The sequence below is a fragment of the Sulfurovum xiamenensis genome, assembly GCF_030347995.1.
Lineage (GTDB): Bacteria > Campylobacterota > Campylobacteria > Campylobacterales > Sulfurovaceae > Sulfurovum > Sulfurovum xiamenensis.
Genome location: NZ_JAQIBC010000001.1, coordinates 523,225 through 547,681, shown reverse-complemented (window position 1 = coordinate 547,681; position 24,457 = coordinate 523,225). Strand labels below are relative to the sequence as shown.

Here is a 24,457-nt window from a genome sequence, read left to right as displayed (position 1 = left end):
TTAACGACTCACTTTTTACGCATCTCTTTTATCTAAAGAGATCTTCGAGTGCTGATGTATCAGTTGTTTTTGTCGCTTCTGAAGTTTCTGAACTGTCTACTTGTCTTTCCGTGACCCCTTCAATTTCGTTTAACTCTATTGTATACCCTGTCAGCATAGAGGCCAGACGGATGTTAATTCCGGATTTACCGATCGCTTTTGCTTTTTGATCGCTTGTAATATTTACCACTGCTTTTTTCGCATCTGCATCTACTTTGATACTTTGTGAAATAGCAGGACTCAATGCACGTGTAATGAAAACTTCAGGGATCGGAGAAAATTCGATACAGTCGATATTTTCACCATTAAGCTCTTGGCTTACTGCATTGATACGTACCCCTTTGACACCCACAGCTGCACCGATAGGATCAACATTCATCTGCTCTGTCTTCAGTGCTATTTTTGCTCTTTCTCCCGGGATTCTTGCTGCAGCAACGATCTCCACTACACCATCATCGATCTCTGGAACTTCATTGGCCATAAGTGCTTCCAGGAATTTAGGTGAAGTTCTTGTCAGCTCCAGGAAAAGACCATGATCCGGGTCAACACTGACATATCTGAGAAGTGCACGGATGGAGTCTCCACGCTTAAACTTCTCACCTTTGATACGGTTTCTCTGTGTAAGAATACCTTTAAGTTCACCGATCTCAACATGCGTGTTGTCATCTGCATCCACACGGTTAACGGTACCTAACATGACTGTACCTACTTGTTCTTTGTATTTTTCAAACAAGTCCTGTTCTATACGTCTTTGTACATGATACTCCAGTTCTCTGAAAAGATTTGCTGAAGCTGTACGTCCGTGCTCTTCCAGGATAAATTCCTCTTTTAACTGGTCTCCAATCTCTAAAGAGTCATCAAACTCTTGTGCATCGGATAGGGCAATGAAACTGTCAGACTCGATTTCTTGCTTGTTTCCCTCTTTCCCGACTTCTACATAAAGTTGTTCATCATCATCAGCTACAACGGTGATGACCTTATAGATAGAATATTTTTTTGTATCATTGTCGATGATCACTTCAAAGGTACTTGTAAAATTTGTAAGTTTCTTAGCTGTATTGATCAAAGCTTCTTTAAAGGCTTCTATCGCATGCTCTTTGGAGATATTTTTTTCATGTGCGATCGCTTCAATGATGTCTAATATTTTTTCCATGATTTTTCCTATTTATAAATGTTTTTTCTAATCAATACAATATACCGCTACAAGAGGTAACATAACAGTGTCAATAACGTCTTGGGAGGTGTTGTTTTTGAAGTTGATTATTATAGCTAACCTAAGCTTTACAGAAAATAAAGTATAATTGTTATATAAATCGGAAGAATAAATAATATAATTTAAAAGGTACCCATCGATGAAACTGAAACTTGCTAGAACAACACTTAAAGCGAAGCCGAAAACGATTGAGTTGCAAAAAATAGAAGACGAGCTAGCGAATAGATCTATCTTTTATTTTGATAAAGATAACTCGCATAAAGAGCTGAAAGAGTTAATTGAATATTTTGAAGAAAAAGGGTTCTCTGTATATATGAGAGAAGTCAAGTACGGGCTGGATGATAATGAATATATCTACGAAGTACACATTATCGCATAAGACTGCTTCTAAGGTAGGCTTGGCGTAAGCATAGTTTTTGGGCTTTAGTCCAGAAAACTACACCATTAAAGAAGAGATAACATTTGAGTAAAAAATTATTTATAGAAACACTTGGTTGTGCGATGAACGTTCGTGACAGTGAACATATGATCGCAGAATTGAACCAAAAAGAATCCTACGAAATCACTGAAAATCTAGAAGATGCTGACCTTATTATCATTAATACCTGTTCTGTTAGAGAGAAGCCTGTAGCAAAACTCTTTTCAGAGATCGGTGTCTTTAACAAACACAAAAAACCTTCTGCAAAAATAGGTGTGACAGGATGTACCGCTTCTCATTTAGGTGATGAGATCATCAAACGTGCACCTTCTGTAGACTTTGTATTGGGTGCAAGAAATGTGTCGAAGATCACTGAAGTGGTCCATAAAAAGCATGCCGTAGAGGTCAGTACAGATTTTGATGAAAGTACCTATGCCTTTGGTGAGTACAGAAGCAACCCTTACAAGGCGATGGTAAATATCTCCATAGGATGTGATAAATCCTGTACCTTCTGTATCGTACCTGCAACTCGTGGAGAAGAGATCTCCATCCCTTCTGACCTTATCGTACAGGAGATCACCAAAGCAGTGGCTTCAGGTGCAAAGGAAGTGATGCTTCTTGGACAGAATGTCAATAACTACGGAAGACGATTCGGATCTTCTGAAGAGAGCTGTGACTTTACGCAGTTGTTGCAAAAGATCTCTAAGATAGAAGGATTGGAGCGTATACGATTTACCTCTCCTCACCCTTTACATATGGATGATGCTTTCATTCAGGAGTTTGCTTCTAATCCTAAGATATGTAAACAGATACATGTGCCTCTTCAAAGCGGATCTACTTCACTATTGAAAGCAATGAAAAGAGGATATACCAAAGAGAATTTCCTGAATCGTTGTGAAAAGATCCGTACACTGTGTCCTGAAGCAACCATATCTACAGATATTATCGTTGGATTCCCGGGCGAAAGCGATGCAGACTTTGAAGATACGATGGATGTACTGGAAAAAGTACGTTTTGAGCAGATGTTCTCATTCAAGTATTCTCCTCGTCCGCATACTGAAGCAGCAGAGTTTGATAACCAGATAGACAGCGATGTAGCAGGAGAGAGATTGACACGACTTCAGGCAAGACATACAGAGATCCTGGATGAGATCATGGATGCACAGTTAGGTACGGTACATCAGGTCTATTTTGATGAACTCAAGCCTAACGGAAGGGTTTCTGGACGTTCGGATGACGGTAAACTCTTTTTTGTTCAGGGAAGTGAAGAGCTTTTAGGTAAAATAGTAGATGTCAAAGTGACGAAAACCTCCCGGGGTGCTCTTGATGGAGTGCTTGTTTAGGAAAGCCAATGTTTAAAACACTCTCAAGAAGCATTGCTCAAGTCTTACTCCCTCCGCTGGGCTATCTTCTGATGCGTTTTTATTGGTTTACTTCCAAAAAAAACTTTCATGTTACAGGTGAGATCACACAAGAACAGTCTATTGTCGTCTGTTGGCACGGTGAACTGCTGATGTCTCCCCAAGCCTATCGCTATTTTCATAAAAAACAGTTGGCTTCAGGGATCATCTCAAGGCATTTTGATGGCGAGATGATCGCAAGGATACTGATGTATTTTTCTATAGCACCTTTGCGAGGATCCAGCAGTCGGGGAGCCAAACAGGTACTCTTAGAAGCGTTTAGAGCACTTAAAAAAGGGGATGATCTTCTGGTCACGCCTGATGGACCCAGAGGCCCACGCCACAGTATCAGTGATGGTGCGATAGCCTTGGCACACAAGGCCAAAGCACCAGTATTGACAGTGAATTATATACCTAAAGCGTATTGGCAACTTGAGAGTTGGGACAGATTTGTCATTCCCAAACCTTTCACTACCATCGATTTCTATTTGGAAAATGTTTCTTTGGAAGGGATGGAAATGGATGAAGCCAGAACATTTTTACGTGATAAAATGTTAGCACATACGGTACATTAAAAGATGAAATCTAAACTTCAAGAGGTATCTGAGGAGTTTTTGAATTATTTGTTTGATGTCAGAGGTTATTCTGAAACGTCTATCGTGACATATGAGATCGCTTTAAGGCAGATGCTCGAAGAGAGCCATGTGTATGAAGCAGATGGCGTCACTGTACTGGATATCACCCCTTTTCGTTTTAAGATCGTTAAAAATCATAAAAAGACCATCGTCAAAAAACTCTCAGCGGTACATTCATTTACAAAATACCTCGAAGATCAGTGTCATATGAATATCAAACTTATTGGGGATGAGTCGATAAAGGTACCTAAAAGCCTCCCTAAGCCCATTGAAAAGAACTACATTGAAGAAGTATTGAGTCGTGCCAATTTAGAGGAGAAATTGCTTATTTCTATGTTGTATGGATTGGGATTGCGTATCTCTGAACTGAGTAGTCTTAAACTTGAAGATATCAATAAGGGATGGATACAGATCCATGGGAAAGGAAACAAGGTAAGAGAGTTGCCTCTATTGGAGAGTTTGCAGGCACTCATCACTGTATATATTAAGAGAAGATCTCCTAAAAAGTATCTGTTTGAAAAAGGAAATTCACCTATGAACGCTGCGCAGTTACGTTATATACTTACAAAACTTTTCAAGGCACAAGGTCTGAAAGTAACACCGCATCAACTGCGACACTCTTTTGCCACCCATTTGCTCAATAATGGTGCACGTATCGCAGATGTGAGTGAACTGTTAGGACATGGAACGATGGCAACTACACAGGTCTATACGAAGCTTGGAAGCGTGAAAAAAATGCAGGAGTACATGAAGGCGCACCCTTTGGCAGATGCAAAAGATCACTAGTTGAAAACAAGTTCTGAAGGATCAATATGCTCCTTGAAAAGGTAGGGCCTGATCTTACCTGGTACGTTTAACACCCTGCAGAGTTCTTTAAATTTTTTTGGCATATCAGTAGTGAGATAAGGGGCAACAAAGAGCAGGTCATCTTGTTGTACTGTACTCCAAGCTCCACCTATGACCAAAGAGGGTTCTTTTTCGATCTCTTGACGCTGTTTCGCCGAGAGGAGATAGCCGAGTTTTTTGAGGGTGATATCCGCTGCTTTGACCTTGGCAGATGGAGTATGTAGTTTGACAATGTGTAGCAGTTTGTTATTGTAGAGCGTTTCAAATCCGCTTTCAAGTACCTCTTTGTCTTTTCTCAAGTATTCCATACTGCGTTTGATGCCTTCTTTGTATTCATTTATCAGTGCATCGGAGAAGTGTTTTCTGAATTTATTGCGCTCATAATTTTCATCCGTGTTGCTCTCATCAATGAAATAAGGATACCCCTTTGTTTGAAGGTAACGTAGCAACTCTTGTTTGCTGTAGGCGAGCAGCGGACGTATGAGGGCATAGTGTCTCTTCTTTGTCACAGGTTCAAGGCCCAGCAGTTCACTTAAGCCTGCTCCTTTACTAAGTCGCATAAGCAGCCACTCCAACTGGTCATTGAGCTGATGTGCTGTGATCAGGGTATCGTATCCCTCTATGGTAATAAGGGACTCAAAAAATTCATAGCGAAAGTCTCTAGCCTGTTTTTCAAAATGGCTGTGAAATGCCGGGGCTTTAATGCTGTGACAATAGAGTTTATGTTCTTTAGCAAGGGCTTTTGCATGCATCTCTTCTTCATCACTTGCTTCGCGTGTACCATAATTGACTATGGCAATATCGAACTTTATATGGTTCTCTAAGAGTAAAAAGAAGAGTGCAGAGGAGTCCACACCCGCAGAAAAAGCCAATAAATTCTTTTTCCCTTTGAGGTGTGAGAGGTCGAGTGTAAGCATAAGCTTGTTTAGAGTGCCTTGATCAATGTAGCAAGCAGCTGGGTACCCACTAACTCTGTGACTCTTGCCTCATATCTTTTCCCGTACTCCACAGGTAGATCAGAAGTATCATTGATGAGTATCTCCCCATCGATATCCACGGCCCAGATAAGCGGTCTAGCTGAAAGCAGGTACTCGTGTTCATCACTTTCCCCATCTATAGCAACAGTGACTGTTTGACCTACCATCTTTTCAAGTGACTTGAGCGTACTCTTCTCTGCTATCTCTCCAAGAATTTGTGCTCTTTGGTCAATGGTCTCTTCGTCGACCTGATCCATGGTGTAGGCAGCGGTTGTCTCTTCATTAGAGTAGTGGAAGGTGTTAAATCTGTCAAATTCGAAGGTTTCCATGAAGTCACATAGGCGATTAAAACTCTCTTCACTTTCGCCAGGGTGTCCTGCGATCACAGAGGTACGTAAAAAAGCACCGGGTTTACTTTTCATGTACTCAAGCAGTTCGATGGTCTTCTTCTCTCCAAAGCCGCGTTTCATAGTTTTGAGCATTCCATCATCGATATGCTGAATAGGCATATCATAATAGGTTTGAAAGACCTCAGAATCCGAAATGGCATCGACAAGTTCAAAAGTTGTCGTACTTGGGTAAAGGTATAAGATACGTGCAGACTGCACACCTTCTATAGCTTCTACTCCCTTGATAAGCTCTACCAGTCCATCTTTGAGACCCATATCACGTCCGTAGCTGGAACTGTCCTGTGAAATGAAAGAGAAGTCATAAAAACCTTGGGCGACAAGATTTTCTACCTCTTTGACGATAGAAGAGAGCGAGCGTGAGTGCAATTTTCCTTTAAAACTGGGAATAGCACAGAAAGAACAGGCTTGGTTACACCCTTCTGCTATCTTGATATAGGCATGGTAGTTAGAACCGGTGATGACTCTTCCAGACGTTTCTGTAGCAAGATAGACTTCTGGAGAAAAGGTACTCTGTTTAGAAGCGATGAGCTCATCGATCTTCTCATAGTCACCCACACCAGTAAATATGTCTATTTCTGGCATATCTGTCTGTAGTTCTTCTTTGTATCGTTCGCTTAAACATCCGCTCATCACCAAGATGGAGTTCTCTTTACGTTCATCGTGGAGGCTCAGTACGGTATTGATACTCTCTTCTTTGGCTGCATCAATGAAACCACACGTGTTTACGATGATGACATCGGCTTGAGTATTGTCATCAGTGATCTCATACTCTTTTAGACGGCCAAGCATCACTTCGCTGTCGACAAGGTTTTTGGTACAGCCCAGGCTGACCAGGTGTAATTTTTTACTGTTCATTGGTATCCGTTTGTATGTTAAACTTTTTCAGCATTATAGCCAAAAGATAAAAAAATGTATAAGAGTGAAAAAATTTAAAGGATTTGAAAAGAAAAAAGAAAGGTTAGAGCCAGGCAAAGGCCTGAACTCTAAAGTCATTAAGAATGATTCTTAGAAGTTATATCTAGCAACGAAACGTACTAGGTTTTCTGCATCTGGATTTGCATCACTGTCCATATTTACATATGAAGCAGCTACATTTACATTTTCAAATACATTTGTTGCATAAGTAAGGTCAAACTCATTGTAGTCAAGAGATGCAGCTGAATTATCTGATGTCATACCATATGCAGCAGCAAAATTACCACCAAGTGCATCCATATCTGCTCTAACTACCCATGTATCATTGTCAGAAGCAATAGCACCTTCATTGATGATCATTTGAGTATAAAGTGGTGTTTGCTGACCACCTATGTTAAATACACCTGCCGGTCCACCAACACCTGTTACGCCACTGTCTTCATCTACTGTTGAATATGCAACTGAAGCATTGATCATACCAAAGTCATACCCTGCCATTGCACCAAATGCAGTTGGTTCATTAGCCATTGCATCATGAGTAATTTGACCACCTTGAAGTGCTACATTCACACCAGCAACTGCAAATTTCGCATCACCCCAAAGAATATTAAGATCATCAGTTGTAATAAACTCTTGTCCATAATACCATGTACCAGTTAATGTCAAACCATCAATTGATTTGTTTTGAATAGTTAACATATGTACACCATCGTTACCATTTACTGAGTTGAAGTCAGTGATGTTGTTAGCAACACCATAACCATTTTGGTTTGCACCATATACATATGCATATACTAAAGTTGTATTTGAAATATCAGTATTTACAGCTAAAACTGCATCATATGTATTTTTAAATACGTTCCAGTTTTCAGAGTAAGCAAATGGAGAAAGTGCTTTTGGAAGTGTTTGACGACCTGCTTTAAGGCTTGTGTTACCAAATCCGTAAGTCAAGTAAGCTTCAGAGATCCATCCACCATCAGTCATATCATCGATATCACCATTACCTGTACCGTGCATTACGTCAGAAACCATAAAGTTCTCAAGGTTGAGTGTGGTAAGTCCGTTTACAGCAACACCTGCACCGATTCCTGCAAATACATCACTGTTTGTAGCTCTAAGCTCAATACCAGCTTGTGCTGAAGATGATTCTTGATCAAATACATCAGATACATTGTTGTCTTGTGTTTGGTAGTAAACTACAGCATTTCCACTGAATTCCCATGCAGACGCTGCTGCTGGTGCTTCTACTACTGGCTCAACTGGAGCGATATCTCCACCAGCCATAATCATTGTTGACGCTACTACTGAAAGTAATAATGTTTTTTTCATTGTAATCTCCTTGAATTTGTTTGAATACAACATAAGTATAACCTAAATTTTTGAATAATGTCAATAAAATTAATAAATAGTTAACAAAAAGTTAATAATTGTGCAGGATACCCTTTTTCACGTAGGGTTTAGAGGGTTCAAAGATAGGAAATAATCTACAGAATGAAGAGTATTTTAAATGATTTTTAAGCAAATGCACTAATTTTTAAGATTTTGGTTAATGATTTTGAATGTTTTTTGGGTGATTATTGAAGGTTAATGGTGGCGCCAGACGGAATCGAACCGCCGACACAAGGATTTTCAATCCTTTGCTCTACCAACTGAGCTATGGAGCCAACTTAAAGACGGGATGTCTGTTTAAGTGGATAGAATTATAACAGCTGAAACTTAAAAATCGACACATAAAATAAAAAATAAATTATTTTTTTAATTCTTTTACCAATGCCATAAAAGTCTCACCTCTGTGTTTATAAGATTTGAACTGATCAAAACTGGCTGCAGCAGGAGATAAAAGAGCAACACTCTCTTGTGTATGCACATTGTCTATCTGATTTACAGCATTGTCTATGGTTAGTGATTCTATAGCTTTCACATGGTATCTCTTGGCAAGAGTTAAAAGCCTGTCAGCATTTGCCCCTATAGTATATAGTGTAAGGTTAAGCGGTTCCATGACTTCAAAAAGAGGGGTCAGATCTACACCTTTGTCATCTCCGCCCAGGATGAGATGGATGTGTTTGTCGGCATAGCCTTTGACAGCTTGGATCGTAGCATCAAGATTGGTTGCTTTGGAGTCGTTGACCCAGAGTCTTCCTTCTGCGTCTTTGAACTCTTCTTGTCTATGGGCATCCAGTATAAATGCATTCATCAAGTCATAATCTGCTTCATCAAACAGTACTTTGGTCACGGCAAGTGCAAGGAGTGCATCCTGCAAAAATGCACCTTTGAAGCGCAACTGGCTACTATCCAGCCCAAAATATGTTTCGAGAAATGCATTACTGTCATACTCAACGACATAGGCATGGGTCTTTGGAAGGTTCAAGCCTTTGGGTACCAGTGCCAGTTCCCCCTCTTTCATAGTGAGCAGAGGTCTGAGTTTGTCTGCCTTGTATGCTTCAGGTGTTTCGTGCCAGTCTAAATGATCCGGCGTGATAGGAAGCAGAAGATAAATGTCCGGTGAGGCTGTCTTGGTGTGATGAAGCGCAAAGGAAGAGCTTTCCAGTACCCAGATAGGGGCATTGGGATCGAGCTCTGCCAAAGGTGTACCGATATTCCCTCCACTGAGTGCACCACGTTTGGCCAAGAGGTGGGTCAGCATTTGTGTGGTCGTTGTTTTACCGTTGGTCCCTGATATCCAAATGCTAAAAGGCATCTCTTTTTCAAAGTAATCATATTCGCTGAGCAGGTTTTTTGCAGATCTGATCAGTGGGTGATCAGGTTTCAGGCTAGGTGTAGTGACTTCCAAAAGACTTTTTTCGGGATCAAAAAGAGCAGAAGGGAGTATGTGATTACCTGCTTCGTCAGTATAGGCTTCTGTGACATTGTCATCAAAAAAAGTACATCCGCCGCCTAATTTTTTTGCGATCGCTTTGGTAGTAAGGCCATAACCAAAGAGTGTAGGTTTTGTCTGTTTCATCATTATCTGAACTTAAATGAGATGAGTGCAAGGATGTTTGCAATGAAAGAGATCATCCAAAAACGGATGATGATCTTATTTTCTGCCCATTTTTTGAGTTCAAAATGGTGGTGAATGGGAGCCATAAGGAAGACACGTTTTCCACGCAGTTTGAAACTTCCTACCTGCAGTATGACAGAGACAGTTTCAATAACAAAGATAAGACCGATAAGAATAAGCAGGATCTCACTTTTCCCTAAAATGGCAAGATAGGCCAGAAAACCACCGATGGCAAGGCTGCCGGTATCTCCCATAAAGATCTCCGCAGGGTAGCAGTTGTACCATAAGAAACCGAACAGACCACCGATCAGTGCGGCAGCAAGTATCATTACTTCCCCTACACCTTTGATATTCGGGACCAGTAGATACTCACTGAAGATGGCATGACCTGTCACATAGATGATCAGTCCGAGTGAGACCAATGCAATGATAGAAGGTACCGTTGCCAGTCCATCAAGCCCATCGGTAAGATTGACCGCATTGGTCGTAGCTAAAAACACAAGTACCCAAAAAGGGATGGCTGCATACCCTAGATCAAATAGAGGCGTTTTGATAAAGGGTACATAGAACTCTGTTGGAAACCCTCCGTAGAGAAGCAGTCCTGTGGAAACTGCTGCAACGATGATCTGTAATCCCATCTTGCCTCTGGGGGTAAGGCCTTCCAGGTTGTCCCCTGCAAGTACTTTTCCCAGGTCATCTTTAAACCCAACGAAACCAAAACCAATGAGCGTGATTAGGCCGCCCAGTATATAGATATTGGATAGGTCTACAGTAAGTAAGGCAGCAATGAGTGTAGAGACCAGGAATATTGCACCCCCCATGGTTGGTGTATGACGTTTCCCTTCATGTGCAGGTACATATTTGCTGATGGGTTGATTTGCTTTTTTTGAGATAGCCCAGGCAAGGTATTTTGGCATGATAAAGAGTGTCAGTATAAAAGCGAGAAAAAATGCAACGCCTGCACGTACTGAGATGTATCCGAATAGATTAATATCTAAGAGTTGGGAGAGTTCGTATAGCATGGGCGACTTTCGTTTAAAATTTTGTATTAAAGATTTAAGAAAGTTTATTTTACTATTATTTCAATTAAATACTACGAAAAGAAAAAATATGAGACAAAAAACAGTTTTAATCATCACCGATGGTATCGGGTGTAAACCTGACAGTACGTGTAATGCATTTCAAGATGCGACTAAACCTACCTATGACACACTTTTTGAAACAGCACCAAGAGCACTTATCTCTACACATGGTTTGAGCGTAGGGCTGCCTGAAGGACAGATGGGGAACTCTGAAGTAGGACATATGACCATAGGATCTGGTCGTATTTTGTACCAGGATCTGGTAAAGATCTCTTTGGCACTTGAAGATGGAAGTATAGAAAAAAACCAGGCGCTCAATGGTATTTTGGAGAAGAGTGACCGTGTGCATTTGATAGGTTTGCTGAGTGATGGAGGCGTACATTCACATATCGAACATACGATCGGTTTGGCAAAACTTGCAAAAAGCAGAGGGAAAAAAGTCTTTTTACATTTGATCACGGACGGTAGAGATGTGAGTCCTACTTCGGCGAAGACCTATGTGGATCAAATAGAAGAGATCTGCGATGAAGATATCTCTATTGCAACTATAGGCGGTCGTTTCTTTACTATGGATAGGGATAACCGTTGGGAGAGAGTGGAAAAAGGGTATCGTGCTATTGCTGAGGCCACACCGTCAACTTCATTGAGCCCAGAAGCGTATATTGATGCGAGTTATGCAAAGAATGAAACCGATGAGTTTATGGAACCTGTTGCCTTTGGATCGTATGGAGGGATGGAAGAGGATGATGTGGTACTTATCACGAACTTCCGTTCAGACAGAGTACGTGAGATCACAACAGCTTTGGGAGATGCACATTTTGATGAGTTTGCATGCAAGGCTACACCCCTTAATATCGCAACGATGACAAAATATGATGCAACTTTCCCTTATCCGATACTCTTTCCTAAAGAGACACCGAAGCATACTTTGGCAGAAGTGGTCAGTGATGCAGGGCTGAGACAACTTCACACGGCAGAAACAGAAAAGTATGCACATGTGACCTTCTTTTTGAATGGCGGTGTGGAAGAGCCTATGATAGGAGAGAGCAGGGTACTCATTCCAAGTCCTGATGTGAAGACCTATGATATGAAACCGGAGATGTCTGCACCAGAGGTAGGTGAAGCCGTACGAACGGCGATGGATGAATCCTATGATCTTATCGTAGTGAATTTTGCCAATGGAGATATGGTAGGTCATACGGGTAACTATGAAGCAGCACTTAAAGCGGTAAATGCAGTTGACACGGAACTTGGCTTAATACTCGATAAAGCAAAAGAGGATGGGTATGCGGTGGTACTTACTTCTGATCATGGAAACTGTGAGGAGATGAAAGACAGTGAAGGGCATGTACTAACCAACCATACGGTAGGTGAAGTATGGTGTTTTGTCATTGCTGATGGAGTCACAGAAGTAAAAGAGGGGTGTGGATTGAATAATGTGGCACCTACAGTATTGAAGCTGATGGGATTGGATATACCTGAAGAGATGGATGCACCGTTGATCTAAGACAGATTTTTAGATCAGCAGGAGAAAAGTGCCTTTTTGATCTTTTCAAATTCTTCATAATCATTAGGTGTGATCGTATCTGAGTAGATAATATGATTCAGTTGCTCGAGGATATGCATTTTACTGAGTTTGTCATCACATAAAGCCTCATTGATGATAGCAATATGCTCATCAAGGTCATATTCTTCTTGCAATGTTTCTTTTAAAAAGGTTTTTGCTTCTTCAGGACTACAACCAAAATCAATTTCCATCAGTTTACAGAAAAGCGGTGTTTCTTTTTCGATATCTCTATCATCAATTTTGATGATATGAGCAAGTAAGGTAGCTACTGATTTTTTAATTTTATTTTCCATGCATCTGTCCTTTCTGCAATTGTACCATAAAAACATGGTACAATTTTATCAAAAGTATAAAAAAGGGTCAAAATGAAATTTACAGGTCACAATGTTTTAGTCACAGGAGCGAGCAGAGGGATAGGTGCAGAGATAGCGAAAAGGCTTGCAACTTTCGGTTTGAAAGTTTGGATTAATTATCGTTCCGGAGAGGCTGAAGCAAATGCTGTAAAAGCAGGGATAGAAGCTGAAGGCGGTAGAGCTGAAGTGATAGGATTTGACGTAAGTGATGATGAAGCTTTTGTAGCAGGGATAAAAAGCATTGTTGATGCAGACGGTGAGCTTGCATATCTTGTGAACAATGCAGGTATTACCAAAGATAAACTGGCGATGCGTATGAAAACGGAAGAGTTTATGGATGTGATCAATGCAAACTTAACATCGACCTTTATAGGGTGTCGTGAAGCGCTCAAAGTGATGGGGAAAAAGCGTTTTGGTTCTGTGGTAAATATCTCTTCCATCGTAGGTGAAACAGGAAATGCCGGGCAAACGAATTATTCGGCAAGTAAAGGCGGAACGATCGCGATGACAAAAAGTTTTGCGATCGAGGCAGCACCTAGGAATATCCGTTACAATACGATCACTCCGGGTTTCATCGCGACAGAGATGACAGATGTGCTTAAAGATGAGGTCAAAGATGCATTCACAGCCAAGATACCGATGGGTCGATTCGGTGAACCTAAAGAGGTTGCTGAAGCCGTAGCATTTTTGCTCTCTGATCACTCTTCTTACATTACAGGTGAGACACTTAAAGTCAATGGCGGGATGTTTATGTAATATCCAAGAAAAATTTCAACGAAAATTTTTCTTAACAAAATACCACAACAGTAATACAGCGACAGCTATGAACAGACCTATCATAAGTATGTCACTGTATGCAACCAGTTCTTCTTCAAAATTCTTGATCAAATAGATCCATATATTAATAGCTACAAAAGTACTTGTAAGTACAATAGTCAGAGTCACGCGATGTCTAAATCCGATTAGAAATCCGACAAAACTTCCTGCCACCGGACCAGTCATGGCAAAAGGTGTCAATACAAATAAAATAAGCCCAATGACCCCATAACGTTTAATAAGGGGCTCATATTTATGGGCATTTATTTTAGAGCGTTCCAGGTATCGGCTAAGGGGAGGGTATGAGAGGAAGTCAAGCTTGTTCCAACTGAATACGAAAAGCGGATATAAAATGAGAACCATAATGGTTTCAATGAAAAAGTTGAAGAGCACAAGAAACGTAGTGTTCATCTGTGAAGCTACACCTATAGAGAGTCCTGCCATTCGTCCAAATATAACATTCGTGACCGTGATACTGAGTAATTCCTGAAAATAATCTGAATAAAAAATAGCACAAAGTAAAACAAGAATGAAGTAGCCGCCTAATAACATAAGTCCAAGCAGCAAGATCTGTCCCTCTTTATGTTTTAAAAATGATTGATCGAGTTTCAATAATTTACCTTCCATCTGGGTTTGAAATCAAAGTATAGCATGAAATTGGATTAGCATGTAAATAACTTTGAGGTATAATCATAGATGAAATATCCAAGCAAAGGAAAGTATTGGCACGGATACTGGTATTAGAAGATGACAAACTCTTCAATGAAACCCTGGAAGACTTTTTGGAAGAAGAGGGACATGTTCTACACTGTACCCTAGATCCCTATAGTGCACTTGATCTCACCTATGAGCATATTTTTGATCTCTATCTTTTTGATGTCAATCTGCCGTATGAAAATGGTTTTGAACTTTTAGAAAAATTACGTCAAAGCGGAGATGAAACCCCTTGTATCTTTATTACCTCCAGAGAAGATAAAGCATCGCTCAAAGAGGGGTTTGAAAAAGGAGGAGATGATTACATCCAGAAGCCTGTCGACCTGGATGAACTTTTCCTGCGAATACAGGCAGTGTTACGTAGACAGGTACGCAGTCAGATCGTACAGATAGGAGCGTATCAGTTCGATATATTGACAAAGACTTTGTATCAAAATGATCAGGTACTGGAGTTGAGTATGAAAGGGAGTGAACTTCTTCTCACTTTGTTAGAAGGTCAGGGACGCGTGGTCCCTTTAGATCAAATCAAAGAACGTCTTTGGAGTGCTTCAGAGGAAGCCAGTGATGGTGCCTTGAGAGTGTATATCGCACAACTTAAAAAATATTTCCCTACGCAGATACAGAATGTACGTGGTGTAGGGTACCAGATGAGCATTAAATGACAAGAATTATAAGTATTAAAATACAATGCAATAAATCACTAAATGATTTATGTGAAATTCAGTACAAGCGAAGCACTAAATGCTGAGTCGTAAAAAAGAGATTATTTTCGGTACGGTTATCTATTTTGTGACTATGTTCACGTTGCTGACTGCCGTGTATCGTTTTTTAGGGAATTGGAATATCATTGAGATTAATTTTTTTATAGCAGGTGCTTTGGTTCTACTCGTAGCCATAGGATGGGGGTATGTGCTCTCTACACTTATTTTTGCACCTAAAAAACAGATGGAAGATACGCTGACTTCTCTTACCAATGATATTATTCATGAACTTAACATTCCGCTCTCTACGATCAAAGCCAATACATCCATGTTAAAAAAAACCATGGAAGATGAAAAATCCTTAAAGCGTATCAAACGTATAGAAGATGCCAGTGTAAGACTCAAAAAACTCTATGATGAGTTGGTCTATAGTATTCATAAAGAGATGCATACGATAGAAAAAGAGCGTTTTGATCTTCAATCATTAATTGAAGATAGGATCGAAGTATTCAAAGATCAGAGACGGAATCCGTTTGAACTCAGTCTGGAACAGTATGAGATAGAAGTAGATAAAATAGGTTTTGAACAGATGTTTGATAACATTGTTTCCAATGCAATGAAGTATTCTTCCAAGGATACACCGATAGTTGTCACACTGCATAACCATATATTAAGTGTGGAAGACCAGGGTGTGGGTATGGGAAGTACAGAACTTTTACGTGTGCATGAACGTTATTATCAGGCAGATGATAGAAAAGACGGGGAAGGCATAGGACTTGCGTTGGTCAAAGCATATTGTGATGAAGAGGGTATAGAGATCCATTTCAAGTCGGAAAAAGGTGTTGGTACTACGGTGAGTTTAAACATGGAGAAAGTTCACACCGCTTAACAATATAAATTCATATTATTTTTATTATAAATTTCACACTTACTTAACACTTCTCTACTATGATATTAGAAATATAAAGAGAAGGAGAGTGTACATTGAAAAAAAATAGTTTATTCAAAAGTGTGTTGGTTGGTGGTCTAGTGTTGAGTATCATGGGATGTGGTGGTGGATCTTCCAGTGTGGTTGAATCCTCTTCAATACCTACCGAGGTAGAAATTGCGCTTGATGCACCTGTTTCAAAACTGTCTCAAGAATTAACTAATACACTTGCTTATATGGGAAATGAAGAAAGATTGGCATATGATGTCTACAATGCTTTGTATGATCAATATGGTACAGAACAGTTTACAAAAATTGCAAGTAATGGGGAATATCAGCATATTGCTGTGGTACAAGAGCTTATTCAAAAATATAAATTGAGTGATGATGTGAATTTTACCAATGTGGATTTGGAACCTTTAGGATATATGAACACACCCATAGAAGAGATGAATGCGGGAACCTATGATATTTCAGCGATACAAACACTCTATGAGAATCTTGTTGCACAGGGTTCTCCATCAGAAATAGATGCGCTTAAAGTTGGATGTATTATTGAAGTAGTAGATGTGAATGATTTGAACCGAGATATTGCATTAGCAGAGTCTGAAAATGCAACAGATATTGTTACAGTATTCAGTTTCTTGCGCGATGGTAGCTATAACCATTACTGGTCATTTGACAAAGGGCTGAAAAATCAAGGTATTGCTGATGGATGTTGTTCACTCGGTACTGAATATTGTCATCCTGAGTATCCAAATACAAAGTAATGCAAAATATTTATTTAGCTTAACACTAAATTAACACTTCTTCGTCATAATTCTTTTACGTCGAAATAAGTGGAACATAGAAGGTGTCTTGTATGGATGACCCCCCCTCATTAAATACAAACTCCTTCTGTTCTTTTTAACACTTCCTTAACGTTTTTCCGTCATAATACATCCCAAAAAAGATTCTTCTATGCTAAATATGTTAAAACATCGCCATTTTATCTCTTATTTTAGCACTTCACTTATATACCTTTTCATGATAAGTTTGTTTTTTTATATGGAAGATCGTTATCTTGTCTCAACACAAAAAACAGAAGAGAAAACGACGCAGCTATGCTTATGTTCTTTTCAAGCTGAAGCTGTTGCTTCCGTAGAACAGGTGGAAAAGGAGGAGATAGAAGAAGAAAAAGTGATAGAGAAACCTATCGTTAAAGAAGAACCTGTTGTCGAAGAAAAGCCTGTTGTTGAACCTGAGATCATTAAAGAACTTGTTCCTGAGGAGGAGCCTGAAGTCAAAGAGGAACCTACGCATGAACCTGTAGTGCAAAAAGTAATACCTAAACCGGTTGTAAAAGAGGTTAAGAAAAAACCAAAACCTAAAGCGAAGACAAGAACGAGTAAGAAAATCGCCAAGAAAAAACAGAGGAGACAAAAAGCTTCTTCACGAAGAGCAAACATCACTCCTGCACAGAAAAATCAATTTCTTGCAAGTATCAGGGATAAAATAAACAAGCACAAATCATATCCACGTATTGCACAAAGAAGAGGCATGCAGGGTACGATCAAGGTTGAATTTACTATTTTGAGCAATGGACAAGTGGGAAATATCTCTGTAAGCGGGCCTAAAGTGTTCCATAGTTCTGCACGAAATGCTGTAAAAAGTGCGTTTCCTATAGATACCAAAAATGCACCTATTTCGCTACCAAAAAGTATTACCATCAAACTTCTCTATCAAATCAGATAGATTTAACACTTAATTAACACAACTATGACACCATAACTCAAATTAATTGAGGAGAGTTATATGAAAAAGGGAATTTACCTCTCTTTGGTATGTTCAGTGTGTTTGAATGCTGCCGAAGTTGAGTTAGAATCGATAAACGTAGCCACAAAAGTAGATACAGAAGTGGTTAAAGATGTAAGTGGAGAAGACATTAAGTCAGCCGATTTGGGAGAAGCACTTTTTAAACAGTCAGCAAGTGTTTCACTTGTAAGAAGATCGGGTGTCGCAAATGATATTATCTTAAGAGGACAGAAAAAAGACAATATCAATATTACAATAGACGGCGCAAAAGTCTATGGTGCATGTCCAAACAGAATGGATCCGCCAGTCTCTCATGTATTGACAAACAATGTAGATTATATTGAGATCAATGAAGGTCCATTCAATGTAGAAGAGTTTGGTTCACTCAGTGGAGATGTAAAGATCCATACAGTGAAACCAGAAGAAGAGTTTGCAGGTGAATTGAACGTAGGTTTAGGATCTTGGGGCTACCAAAAAGGTGCATTTTCACTTAGTGGGGGTATCACAGACAATGTAAGAGTTTTACTTTCTGGTTCAACTGAGAAAAGTGAACAGTATGAAGATGGTGACGGTAACGATTTTGCAGAGCAGATGGAAGAGGTAGGAGTTTCTAATATGACACGTTATCAGCCAGTATACAAGGATATGGACGCTTATACGAAAAAGACATTTATGGCGAAACTTTTCTGGGATATCACAGATAATCAAGAGTTAAGATTGAGCTATACAGCAAATAGAAGTGATGATGTATTGTACCCATCTTCTGGAATGGATGCCCTTTATGATGATTCAGATATTTATAATATCGAGTATATTGCAAAGGATTTAGGTACTTATTCTAAAGAGTTAAACCTTCAACTCTTTCAATCAGAAGTGGATCATCCAATGTCAAATAAATATAGAAACTCTGCTAATAATATGGAAACGACACATGCACTTACAACGAAGATGCAGGGAGCAAAACTTAAGAACAGTTTTGATGTAGATAATCATACTATTACTGCAGGGTTAGACTATAGCATACGTAATTGGGATGGAGCATATATAGGAATGGGGTCTTGGTCTGGTACAAAGAGTATTGATGATGTAGATACTAAAAATTATGCATTTTTCCTTAAAGATGAGATTAAAATGGATAAATTGACACTAGATATTGGGCTAAGATATGATGAGACGAAGATCACTTCTCAGAATCCTAATACTACACAACAGCCAGATAATGACTATAATGAACTTAATGGTTATATATTTGGAACGTATCAAGCGAATGAAAGTACTCAATATTTTGCCGGATTTGGTAAATCATCAAGAGTACCTGATGCAAGAGAGTTGTATTTTATTCAGATGATGATGATGAGTATGCCACCTTCATTCCCAATGGTTGGTACCTCAGATTTGGAAAATACCGTTAATTATGAGTTTGATCTAGGTGTTGAAAAGAAGTATGAAAATGCTACGATCAAAGCAAAAGCATTCTATTCGAAACTAGATGATTTTATTGCCTATAATGCAAACAACATGATGCATTCATTTGAAAATGTAGACGCGACTATCTATGGTTTTGATTTAAGTGGAACATATGTTGCAACAGATGCACTCTACTTTGATTATGGAATGTCTTACCAAAGAGGTGAAAAAGAAAATGCCCTAAGTGGGCAATTAGATACAGATATGCCTGAGATCCCACCATTTAAGCTTAACTTGGCAGTAAACTATGACTATGATGATAGTTTGGCATTGAGAGCAGAAATAGTCGCATCTGATGAATGGTCAGATTTTGATTCAGACAATGGTGAACAAGAATTAGATGGGTATGCCGTACTTAATCTAAAGGGAACAAAACAATTTGGTAAAAACTTTGAACTTACCGTAGGTATTGACAATGTATTTGATGAGACTTATGCAGTATCAAACACTTATAAAGATTTGACTTTACTTACTGCAGGCGGTGGCGATGTAATGCTTCTTAATGAGCCTGGACGTTATTTTTATACAAATATAAAATATAAATTCTAATCTAATACTACGGGAAGGGATCTTTTTTTCTCTTCCCACTACCTCATTAAAAAATCAACTTTAGGATAGTACAAACACCTATTTGATGAAACGTATAAGCTTTTTATACTTTTTTTGTTATAATTACCCGTATTTTTAACAAACTTAAGGAGAAAGTCAATGGCATTATTTGATGATGTAAAAGAAGTAGTTGTTGAGCAACTAAATGTGAGCCCAGATGAGGTGAAAGAGGAATCTAAATTCGTAGAAGATCTTGGGGCTGATAGTCTTGATGTTGTTGAGTTGGTAATGGCACTTGAAGAGAAATTCGATATCGAAATCCCTGATGACCAAGCAGAGGCAATTGCAACTGTAGCTGACGCTATCAAATTTATCGAAAACGTATAAGTTAAGTTCCCTTCGGGGGATTTGATAAAATAGATATGAGTATTTCAAAAAATATTCATATATATTTTATATAAAATGGAATAGGAGAGCCAGTGAAAAGAGTTGTAGTGACAGGTTTAGGGATGATAAATTCTCTAGGGCTAGATAAAGAAAGTGCATTTTCTGCAATCTTAGAAGGGAAATGTGGTATCAAAACTATCGAGACGTTCGATACAGAAAAGCATGCTGTCAGTATCGCTGGTGAAATTACAGACTTTGATCCACTCACTGTGCTTGATGCAAAAGAGGCAAAGAAAGCGGATAGATTTATACAACTTGGCCTTAAAGCTGCGTTGGAAGCTATGGAAGATGCTAAACTTCCAGAAGATGTAGATATGGAGAGATTCGGTGTGGCTTCTGCTTCAGGGATTGGTGGATTACCAAATATCGAAAAGAACTCAGTCGTATGTGCAACAAAAGGACCAAGAAGGATCTCTCCGTTCTTCATCCCATCTTCTTTGGTGAATATGCTGGGTGGTTTTATCTCTATCTATCAAGGACTTAAAGGTCCAAATCTTTCATCTGTGACTGCATGTGCTGCAGGTACACATGCTATCGGTGAGGCTGCAAAATCTATCATGGTCGGTACGGCAGATAAAATGTTGGTCGTGGGTGCAGAATCTGCTATCTGTGAAGTGGGTATCGGTGGATTCGCTGCAATGAAAGCACTCTCTACAAGAAATGATGATCCTCAAACTGCCTCTAGACCATTCGACAGTGGTCGTGACGGTTTTGTAATGGGTGAAGGTGCCGCTGCATTGGTATTAGAGACGTATGAAGATGCGGTTGCAAGAGGTGCAACGATCTATGGTGAACTGATCGGATTTGGTGAAAGCGGTGATGCAAACCATATCACTACACCAACGATGGATGGGCCTCTCAGAGCGATGAAGGGTGCGTATAAGATGGCAGGCGAGCCAAAAGTAGACTATGTCAATGCGCATGGTACGTCAACACCGATCAATGACAAAAATGAAACTGCAGCACTTAAAGAGTTGTTTGGGGGGAAAGAGAACTGTCCTCCGGTAAGTTCTATCAAAGGTCAAGTGGGTCACTGTCTTGGTGCAGCAGGTGCCATTGAAGCAGTAGTATCTCTTATGGCAATGAGAGATGGGGTACTTCCTCCGACGATCAACTATACAACGCCAGATGAAAACTGTGATTTGGATTATGTACCTAATGAAGCTAGAAAAGCAGATATCAATATTGTTATGAGTAATTCATTTGGTTTTGGTGGAACAAACGGCGTAGTTATCTTTAAGAAGATATAAGGGTATATGCATGGCAACTTATTTAGACTTTGAGAGCAAGATTGAATCGATACAAGAAGAGCTTGTATCGGCACAAGCCATAGAAAATATCGAGGCTGTAAATAAGTATCAAGCTGAACTGGACAAAGAAGTACACAAGACGTATGGTTCACTGAGTGACTTTCAAAAACTTCAGCTTGCCCGCCACCCGGATAGACCCTATGCTTTGGATTACATCAGACTTTTGATGGATGATGCGTATGAAATTCACGGTGATCGCGCCTTTAGAGATGATCCGGCTATTTTATGTTATATTGGTTGGATCAATGGACAGAAGACGATGCTTATCGGTGAACAAAAGGGACGTGGCGTTAAAAACAAGATCAAAAGAAACTTTGGTATGCCAAATCCTGAAGGCTATAGAAAAGCACTACGTGCAGTAAAAATGGCAGAAAAATTTGACATTCCTGTATTGATGCTGATAGACACTCCGGGTGCATACCCTGGTCTTGGAGCAGAAGAGAGAGGTCAGAGTGAGGCTATCGCTAAAAACCTGTTTGAATTTGCTTCTGTGAAAGTACCTATGGTTTCTGTTGTGATAGGTGAAGGTGGTTCAGGTGGAGCACTTGCCATCGGTGTTGCTGATAAACTTGCTATGATGCGGTACTCTGTATTTGCCGTTATTTCACCTGAAGGGTGTTCTGCGATCTTATGGAATGACCCGAGCAAAGTAGAAGCTGCGACGAAAGCACTGAAGATCACACCAACAGATCTACTTGAACACGGTTTGGTAGATGATGTACTGGATGAGCCTCTTATAGGTGCACATCGTGATAAAGAAACCGCAGCAGAGGTACTTAAAAAGTATTTCCTAGAGAGTGTACAAGCACTGAAAGAACTTTCTGTAGATGAAATGCTTGATCAGCGGTATAAAAGACTTACAGCTGTTGGCGCATATAGCGAATAGTGACTAATACCTTTTTATGATACACGAGATAGCCCAAACCATTGTAAGTTACATTGGTGATATGGGGTACTGGGGTATCTTCCTTCTTATGTTCCTTGAGAGCACTTTTTTCCCTTTTCCCAGTGAAATTGTTATGATACCTGCAGGATATTTGGCATTTAAAGGTGAAATGAACCTGTATATGGTAGTTTTAGCGGGTATAGTGGGTTCTGTAGCAGGAGCACTTTTTAACTATTATCTGGCGATGCATTTTGGAAGAAAGTTCATTTTACGTTATGGAAGATACTTTTTTATTAAAGAAGAAACGTTAAAGAAACTTGAAGCCTTTTTTACTAAACATGGAGAACTCTCCACTTTCAACGGTAGACTCATTCCAGGTATACGGCAACTCATCTCTCTGCCTGCAGGACTTGCACGTATGAATATGGCTAAATTTGCTTTTTATTCCGGATTCGGAGCAGGTATATGGGTGATCGTTTTAGTGGCCTTAGGGTACCTAATGGGCTCCAATGAAGCACTTATCTCTGAGTATCTTCATTCTGCCACATTGATCGCACTATTTTGTGTCATATTGATCACACTTTTCTATATCGTGAGACACAAAAGAAGACAAAAGATATTGGAAGATTAGTTCAATATCCAGGTGATATATCTCTTCTTTTTGATCGGTGTTTTCTTTAATGCTTTCAATACTTTGTCTGTGACAGTATGATGTAGCGCAACATACGACTTTGTGTCTGTAATATTTATCTTTCCTATCATTTTAGGGTCAATACCTATCTCTTTACATAAAGTACCGAGTATATCTCCTGCACGAAGCTTGGTTTTTTTACCGCCATTAATGCAAAGTGTATCATACTCAGAGAGGATCTTAAAAGTTGCATCTACACGTAACTCTTTCATCTCTGCTGTACGTGCAGCAGAGGTAATGTAAGCGCATTTTTCACTCTCACTTGGACCATAGAGCGAGATGGCTGTACCTTTGGCATCTGCGCGTCCTGTACGTCCAATGCGGTGGGTGTAGACTTCTTGGTCAAAGGGCAGATCATAATTGATGACCAGTTCGATGTCTTTGATATCCAAACCTCTTGAAGCAACATCTGTGGCCACCATAATGCGTTTGGACCCATTGGAAAAAGCGATCACAGATTCGTTACGGTCTTTTTGTTCAAGGTCACCATGGATGTCTATCACAGAATGCCCTTTTTGATGTAATATATCAGTGAGAGAAACGACTTCTGCCTTAGTATTACAGAAAATAAGGAGTGACTCTGGTTTATAGGATTGGATCAGGGCAGTAAGTGTCTTCAATTTATCAGATGTCTCATAGACTATCTCAGCTATCTTATCGCCCTCTTGAACCGTGTCTACTTTGATGGTCATGGGCTGTTTCAATAGTGCGTTGGCGAGTTTTTCTATTTTCTCTGGGAATGTTGCTGAGAAGAGCAGGGTCTGTTTTGTGTGTGGCATGTTGGACCCTATCTTGATTATCTCATCATAAAAGCCCATATCCAGCATACGATCTGCTTCATCGAGTACCAGTGTTTTGACAGTGTCAAGGATCAGTGTCCCTTTCGCCAAGTGGTCTTGTATCCGTCCGGGTGTACCGATGAGGATATGTGCCCCTTTGGCGAGTGATTCGGCTTGTGTACGAAGTGGCACACCACCATAGAGAGTCAGTATTTTGAGGTTGGATTTGTAGGCTGCAACTTTTCTCAGTTCCACCGCTACTTGATCGGAGAGTTCACGTGTTGGGGTAATGATAAGGGTCTGAGGTTTATAGTTATTGGTATCTGTCTGTATTACACAGGGTAAGCCAAAGGCTAATGTCTTCCCGGAACCTGTCTTGGATTGCGCTAAAATGTCTCTACCTTCCAGGATAGGGTTGATAGCCTTTTCCTGTATTTCGGTCATCGTAGTGAAACCCAGTATGTCCAGTGTCTCTAGAAGCGCTTCCGGGAATGCTTCTATACTTTTAAACGTAGCCAT

At 39.8% G+C, this 24,457-nt stretch carries 24 protein-coding genes and 1 tRNA gene; 15 read left to right on the top strand and 10 right to left on the bottom strand.

All coding sequences use genetic code 11. From position 1 onward, the window contains the following. Positions 1 to 28 precede the first annotated feature (28 nt). Positions 29 to 1,192, bottom strand: a complete 1,164-nt coding sequence (gene nusA / locus PF327_RS02810) for a transcription termination factor NusA (RefSeq protein WP_289401238.1) — start codon at positions 1,190 to 1,192, stop codon at positions 29 to 31. A 199-nt stretch (positions 1,193 to 1,391) separates the two neighbouring features. Between nusA and PF327_RS02805 the strand changes: the two genes are divergently transcribed. The 4 genes from PF327_RS02805 to PF327_RS02790 all read left to right on the top strand — a co-directional run bounded on the left by PF327_RS02805 (position 1,392) and on the right by PF327_RS02790 (position 4,491). Beyond that, the gene (locus PF327_RS02805; protein WP_008244647.1) at positions 1,392 to 1,631 is read left to right on the top strand and encodes an HP0268 family nuclease; all 240 of its coding nucleotides are present in this window, start codon (positions 1,392 to 1,394) and stop codon (positions 1,629 to 1,631) included. 83 nt (positions 1,632 to 1,714) lie between these two features. Continuing rightward, positions 1,715 to 3,013 carry a tRNA (N6-isopentenyl adenosine(37)-C2)-methylthiotransferase MiaB gene (miaB, locus tag PF327_RS02800; RefSeq protein ID WP_289401237.1) on the top strand — a complete coding sequence of 433 codons (1,299 nt, stop codon included), beginning with the start codon at positions 1,715 to 1,717 and terminating at the stop codon, positions 3,011 to 3,013. A gap of 8 nt (positions 3,014 to 3,021) precedes the next feature. Then, positions 3,022 to 3,645 (top strand): lysophospholipid acyltransferase family protein, encoded by a 624-nt coding sequence (locus PF327_RS02795; protein ID WP_289401236.1) that lies wholly within the window; start codon positions 3,022 to 3,024, stop codon positions 3,643 to 3,645. 3 nt (positions 3,646 to 3,648) lie between these two features. Further along, complete coding sequence (locus PF327_RS02790) at positions 3,649 to 4,491, top strand: tyrosine-type recombinase/integrase (RefSeq protein ID WP_289401235.1); 843 nt, start codon at positions 3,649 to 3,651, stop codon at positions 4,489 to 4,491. Here the strand turns inward: PF327_RS02790 and tilS are convergent. From tilS to mraY, 6 genes are all read right to left on the bottom strand, one after another. Further along, positions 4,488 to 5,468: a tRNA lysidine(34) synthetase TilS gene (gene tilS / locus PF327_RS02785; RefSeq protein WP_289401234.1), complete on the bottom strand. Its 981-nt coding sequence runs from the start codon at positions 5,466 to 5,468 to the stop codon at positions 4,488 to 4,490. The two genes, PF327_RS02790 and tilS, sit on opposite strands and share 4 nt — an antisense overlap. Before the next feature lie 8 nt (positions 5,469 to 5,476). Further along, the gene (gene rimO, locus PF327_RS02780) at positions 5,477 to 6,793 is read right to left on the bottom strand and encodes a 30S ribosomal protein S12 methylthiotransferase RimO (RefSeq protein ID WP_289401233.1); all 1,317 of its coding nucleotides are present in this window, start codon (positions 6,791 to 6,793) and stop codon (positions 5,477 to 5,479) included. A gap of 150 nt (positions 6,794 to 6,943) precedes the next feature. Continuing rightward, a complete protein-coding gene (locus tag PF327_RS02775) occupies positions 6,944 to 8,182 on the bottom strand; it encodes a hypothetical protein (protein WP_289401232.1) in 1,239 nt (412 codons plus the stop codon). Between the two features lie 259 nt (positions 8,183 to 8,441). After that, a tRNA-Phe gene (locus PF327_RS02770) sits at positions 8,442 to 8,517 on the bottom strand. An 83-nt stretch (positions 8,518 to 8,600) separates the two neighbouring features. After that, positions 8,601 to 9,818, bottom strand: a complete 1,218-nt coding sequence (gene murD, locus PF327_RS02765; protein WP_289401231.1) for a UDP-N-acetylmuramoyl-L-alanine--D-glutamate ligase — start codon at positions 9,816 to 9,818, stop codon at positions 8,601 to 8,603. Next, the gene (gene mraY / locus PF327_RS02760) at positions 9,818 to 10,876 is read right to left on the bottom strand and encodes a phospho-N-acetylmuramoyl-pentapeptide-transferase (protein WP_289401230.1); all 1,059 of its coding nucleotides are present in this window, start codon (positions 10,874 to 10,876) and stop codon (positions 9,818 to 9,820) included. Before mraY ends, murD begins: the two co-directional genes overlap by 1 nt. An 88-nt stretch (positions 10,877 to 10,964) precedes the next feature. On the opposite strand from mraY, the gene gpmI reads away from it, so the two are divergent. Next, positions 10,965 to 12,443, top strand: a complete 1,479-nt coding sequence (gene gpmI / locus PF327_RS02755) for a 2,3-bisphosphoglycerate-independent phosphoglycerate mutase (RefSeq protein ID WP_289401229.1) — start codon at positions 10,965 to 10,967, stop codon at positions 12,441 to 12,443. Positions 12,444 to 12,457: 14 nt separating this feature from the next. Here the strand turns inward: gpmI and PF327_RS02750 are convergent, their stop codons facing one another. Continuing rightward, positions 12,458 to 12,796, bottom strand: a complete 339-nt coding sequence (locus PF327_RS02750; protein WP_289401228.1) for a TerB family tellurite resistance protein — start codon at positions 12,794 to 12,796, stop codon at positions 12,458 to 12,460. A 72-nt stretch (positions 12,797 to 12,868) separates the two neighbouring features. Between PF327_RS02750 and fabG the strand changes: the two genes are divergently transcribed. Further along, complete coding sequence (gene fabG, locus PF327_RS02745; RefSeq protein ID WP_008244628.1) at positions 12,869 to 13,612, top strand: 3-oxoacyl-ACP reductase FabG; 744 nt, start codon at positions 12,869 to 12,871, stop codon at positions 13,610 to 13,612. Between the two features lie 15 nt (positions 13,613 to 13,627). Here fabG and PF327_RS02740 read toward each other — a convergent pair whose 3' ends face one another. Beyond that, positions 13,628 to 14,284: a small multi-drug export protein gene (locus PF327_RS02740; RefSeq protein ID WP_289401227.1), complete on the bottom strand. Its 657-nt coding sequence runs from the start codon at positions 14,282 to 14,284 to the stop codon at positions 13,628 to 13,630. Positions 14,285 to 14,394: 110 nt separating this feature from the next. Here PF327_RS02740 and PF327_RS02735 point away from each other — a divergent pair, with 110 nt between their 5' ends. The 9 genes from PF327_RS02735 (at position 14,395) to PF327_RS02695 (ending at position 23,099) form a co-directional block, all read left to right on the top strand. Further along, positions 14,395 to 15,048 carry a response regulator transcription factor gene (locus tag PF327_RS02735; protein ID WP_289401226.1) on the top strand — a complete coding sequence of 218 codons (654 nt, stop codon included), beginning with the start codon at positions 14,395 to 14,397 and terminating at the stop codon, positions 15,046 to 15,048. A 79-nt stretch (positions 15,049 to 15,127) separates the two neighbouring features. Next, the gene (locus PF327_RS02730) at positions 15,128 to 15,976 is read left to right on the top strand and encodes a sensor histidine kinase (protein WP_289401225.1); all 849 of its coding nucleotides are present in this window, start codon (positions 15,128 to 15,130) and stop codon (positions 15,974 to 15,976) included. Positions 15,977 to 16,071: 95 nt separating this feature from the next. Then, complete coding sequence (locus tag PF327_RS02725) at positions 16,072 to 16,785, top strand: ferritin-like domain-containing protein (RefSeq protein WP_289401224.1); 714 nt, start codon at positions 16,072 to 16,074, stop codon at positions 16,783 to 16,785. A gap of 277 nt (positions 16,786 to 17,062) precedes the next feature. Further along, positions 17,063 to 17,749, top strand: coding sequence for an energy transducer TonB (locus PF327_RS02720; protein ID WP_289401223.1), 687 nt, complete (start codon positions 17,063 to 17,065; stop codon positions 17,747 to 17,749). Positions 17,750 to 17,809: 60 nt separating this feature from the next. Beyond that, positions 17,810 to 19,825: a TonB-dependent receptor gene (locus PF327_RS02715; protein WP_289401221.1), complete on the top strand. Its 2,016-nt coding sequence runs from the start codon at positions 17,810 to 17,812 to the stop codon at positions 19,823 to 19,825. Between the two features lie 159 nt (positions 19,826 to 19,984). Further along, positions 19,985 to 20,212, top strand: coding sequence for an acyl carrier protein (gene acpP / locus PF327_RS02710; protein ID WP_008244620.1), 228 nt, complete (start codon positions 19,985 to 19,987; stop codon positions 20,210 to 20,212). A gap of 92 nt (positions 20,213 to 20,304) precedes the next feature. Continuing rightward, positions 20,305 to 21,522 (top strand): beta-ketoacyl-ACP synthase II, encoded by a 1,218-nt coding sequence (locus tag PF327_RS02705; RefSeq protein ID WP_008244614.1) that lies wholly within the window; start codon positions 20,305 to 20,307, stop codon positions 21,520 to 21,522. A 10-nt stretch (positions 21,523 to 21,532) separates the two neighbouring features. Then, on the top strand, positions 21,533 to 22,468 hold the full coding sequence (accA, locus tag PF327_RS02700; RefSeq protein WP_289401220.1) for an acetyl-CoA carboxylase carboxyl transferase subunit alpha: 936 nt from the start codon (positions 21,533 to 21,535) through the stop codon (positions 22,466 to 22,468). Positions 22,469 to 22,484: 16 nt separating this feature from the next. Beyond that, positions 22,485 to 23,099, top strand: a complete 615-nt coding sequence (locus tag PF327_RS02695; protein WP_289401219.1) for a DedA family protein — start codon at positions 22,485 to 22,487, stop codon at positions 23,097 to 23,099. Here PF327_RS02695 and dbpA read toward each other — a convergent pair. Next, a complete protein-coding gene (dbpA, locus tag PF327_RS02690) occupies positions 23,096 to 24,457 on the bottom strand; it encodes an ATP-dependent RNA helicase DbpA (RefSeq protein WP_289401218.1) in 1,362 nt (453 codons plus the stop codon). The two genes, PF327_RS02695 and dbpA, sit on opposite strands and share 4 nt — an antisense overlap.

Coding starts and splice junctions, on each gene's coding strand:
- dbpA (WP_289401218.1), bottom strand. CDS start 24,457: ATGGCTACGTTTAAAAGTATAGAAGCATTCCCGGAAGCGCTTCTAGAG.
- PF327_RS02805 (WP_008244647.1), top strand. CDS start 1,392: ATGAAACTGAAACTTGCTAGAACAACACTTAAAGCGAAGCCGAAAACG.
- tilS (WP_289401234.1), bottom strand. CDS start 5,468: ATGCTTACACTCGACCTCTCACACCTCAAAGGGAAAAAGAATTTATTG.
- PF327_RS02695 (WP_289401219.1), top strand. CDS start 22,485: ATGATACACGAGATAGCCCAAACCATTGTAAGTTACATTGGTGATATG.
- acpP (WP_008244620.1), top strand. CDS start 19,985: ATGGCATTATTTGATGATGTAAAAGAAGTAGTTGTTGAGCAACTAAAT.
- fabG (WP_008244628.1), top strand. CDS start 12,869: ATGAAATTTACAGGTCACAATGTTTTAGTCACAGGAGCGAGCAGAGGG.
- PF327_RS02795 (WP_289401236.1), top strand. CDS start 3,022: ATGTTTAAAACACTCTCAAGAAGCATTGCTCAAGTCTTACTCCCTCCG.
- PF327_RS02730 (WP_289401225.1), top strand. CDS start 15,128: ATGCTGAGTCGTAAAAAAGAGATTATTTTCGGTACGGTTATCTATTTT.
- nusA (WP_289401238.1), bottom strand. CDS start 1,192: ATGGAAAAAATATTAGACATCATTGAAGCGATCGCACATGAAAAAAAT.
- PF327_RS02790 (WP_289401235.1), top strand. CDS start 3,649: ATGAAATCTAAACTTCAAGAGGTATCTGAGGAGTTTTTGAATTATTTG.
- accA (WP_289401220.1), top strand. CDS start 21,533: ATGGCAACTTATTTAGACTTTGAGAGCAAGATTGAATCGATACAAGAA.
- PF327_RS02715 (WP_289401221.1), top strand. CDS start 17,810: ATGAAAAAGGGAATTTACCTCTCTTTGGTATGTTCAGTGTGTTTGAAT.
- gpmI (WP_289401229.1), top strand. CDS start 10,965: ATGAGACAAAAAACAGTTTTAATCATCACCGATGGTATCGGGTGTAAA.
- PF327_RS02720 (WP_289401223.1), top strand. CDS start 17,063: ATGGAAGATCGTTATCTTGTCTCAACACAAAAAACAGAAGAGAAAACG.
- PF327_RS02750 (WP_289401228.1), bottom strand. CDS start 12,796: ATGGAAAATAAAATTAAAAAATCAGTAGCTACCTTACTTGCTCATATC.
- mraY (WP_289401230.1), bottom strand. CDS start 10,876: ATGCTATACGAACTCTCCCAACTCTTAGATATTAATCTATTCGGATAC.
- PF327_RS02775 (WP_289401232.1), bottom strand. CDS start 8,182: ATGAAAAAAACATTATTACTTTCAGTAGTAGCGTCAACAATGATTATG.
- murD (WP_289401231.1), bottom strand. CDS start 9,818: ATGATGAAACAGACAAAACCTACACTCTTTGGTTATGGCCTTACTACC.
- rimO (WP_289401233.1), bottom strand. CDS start 6,793: ATGAACAGTAAAAAATTACACCTGGTCAGCCTGGGCTGTACCAAAAAC.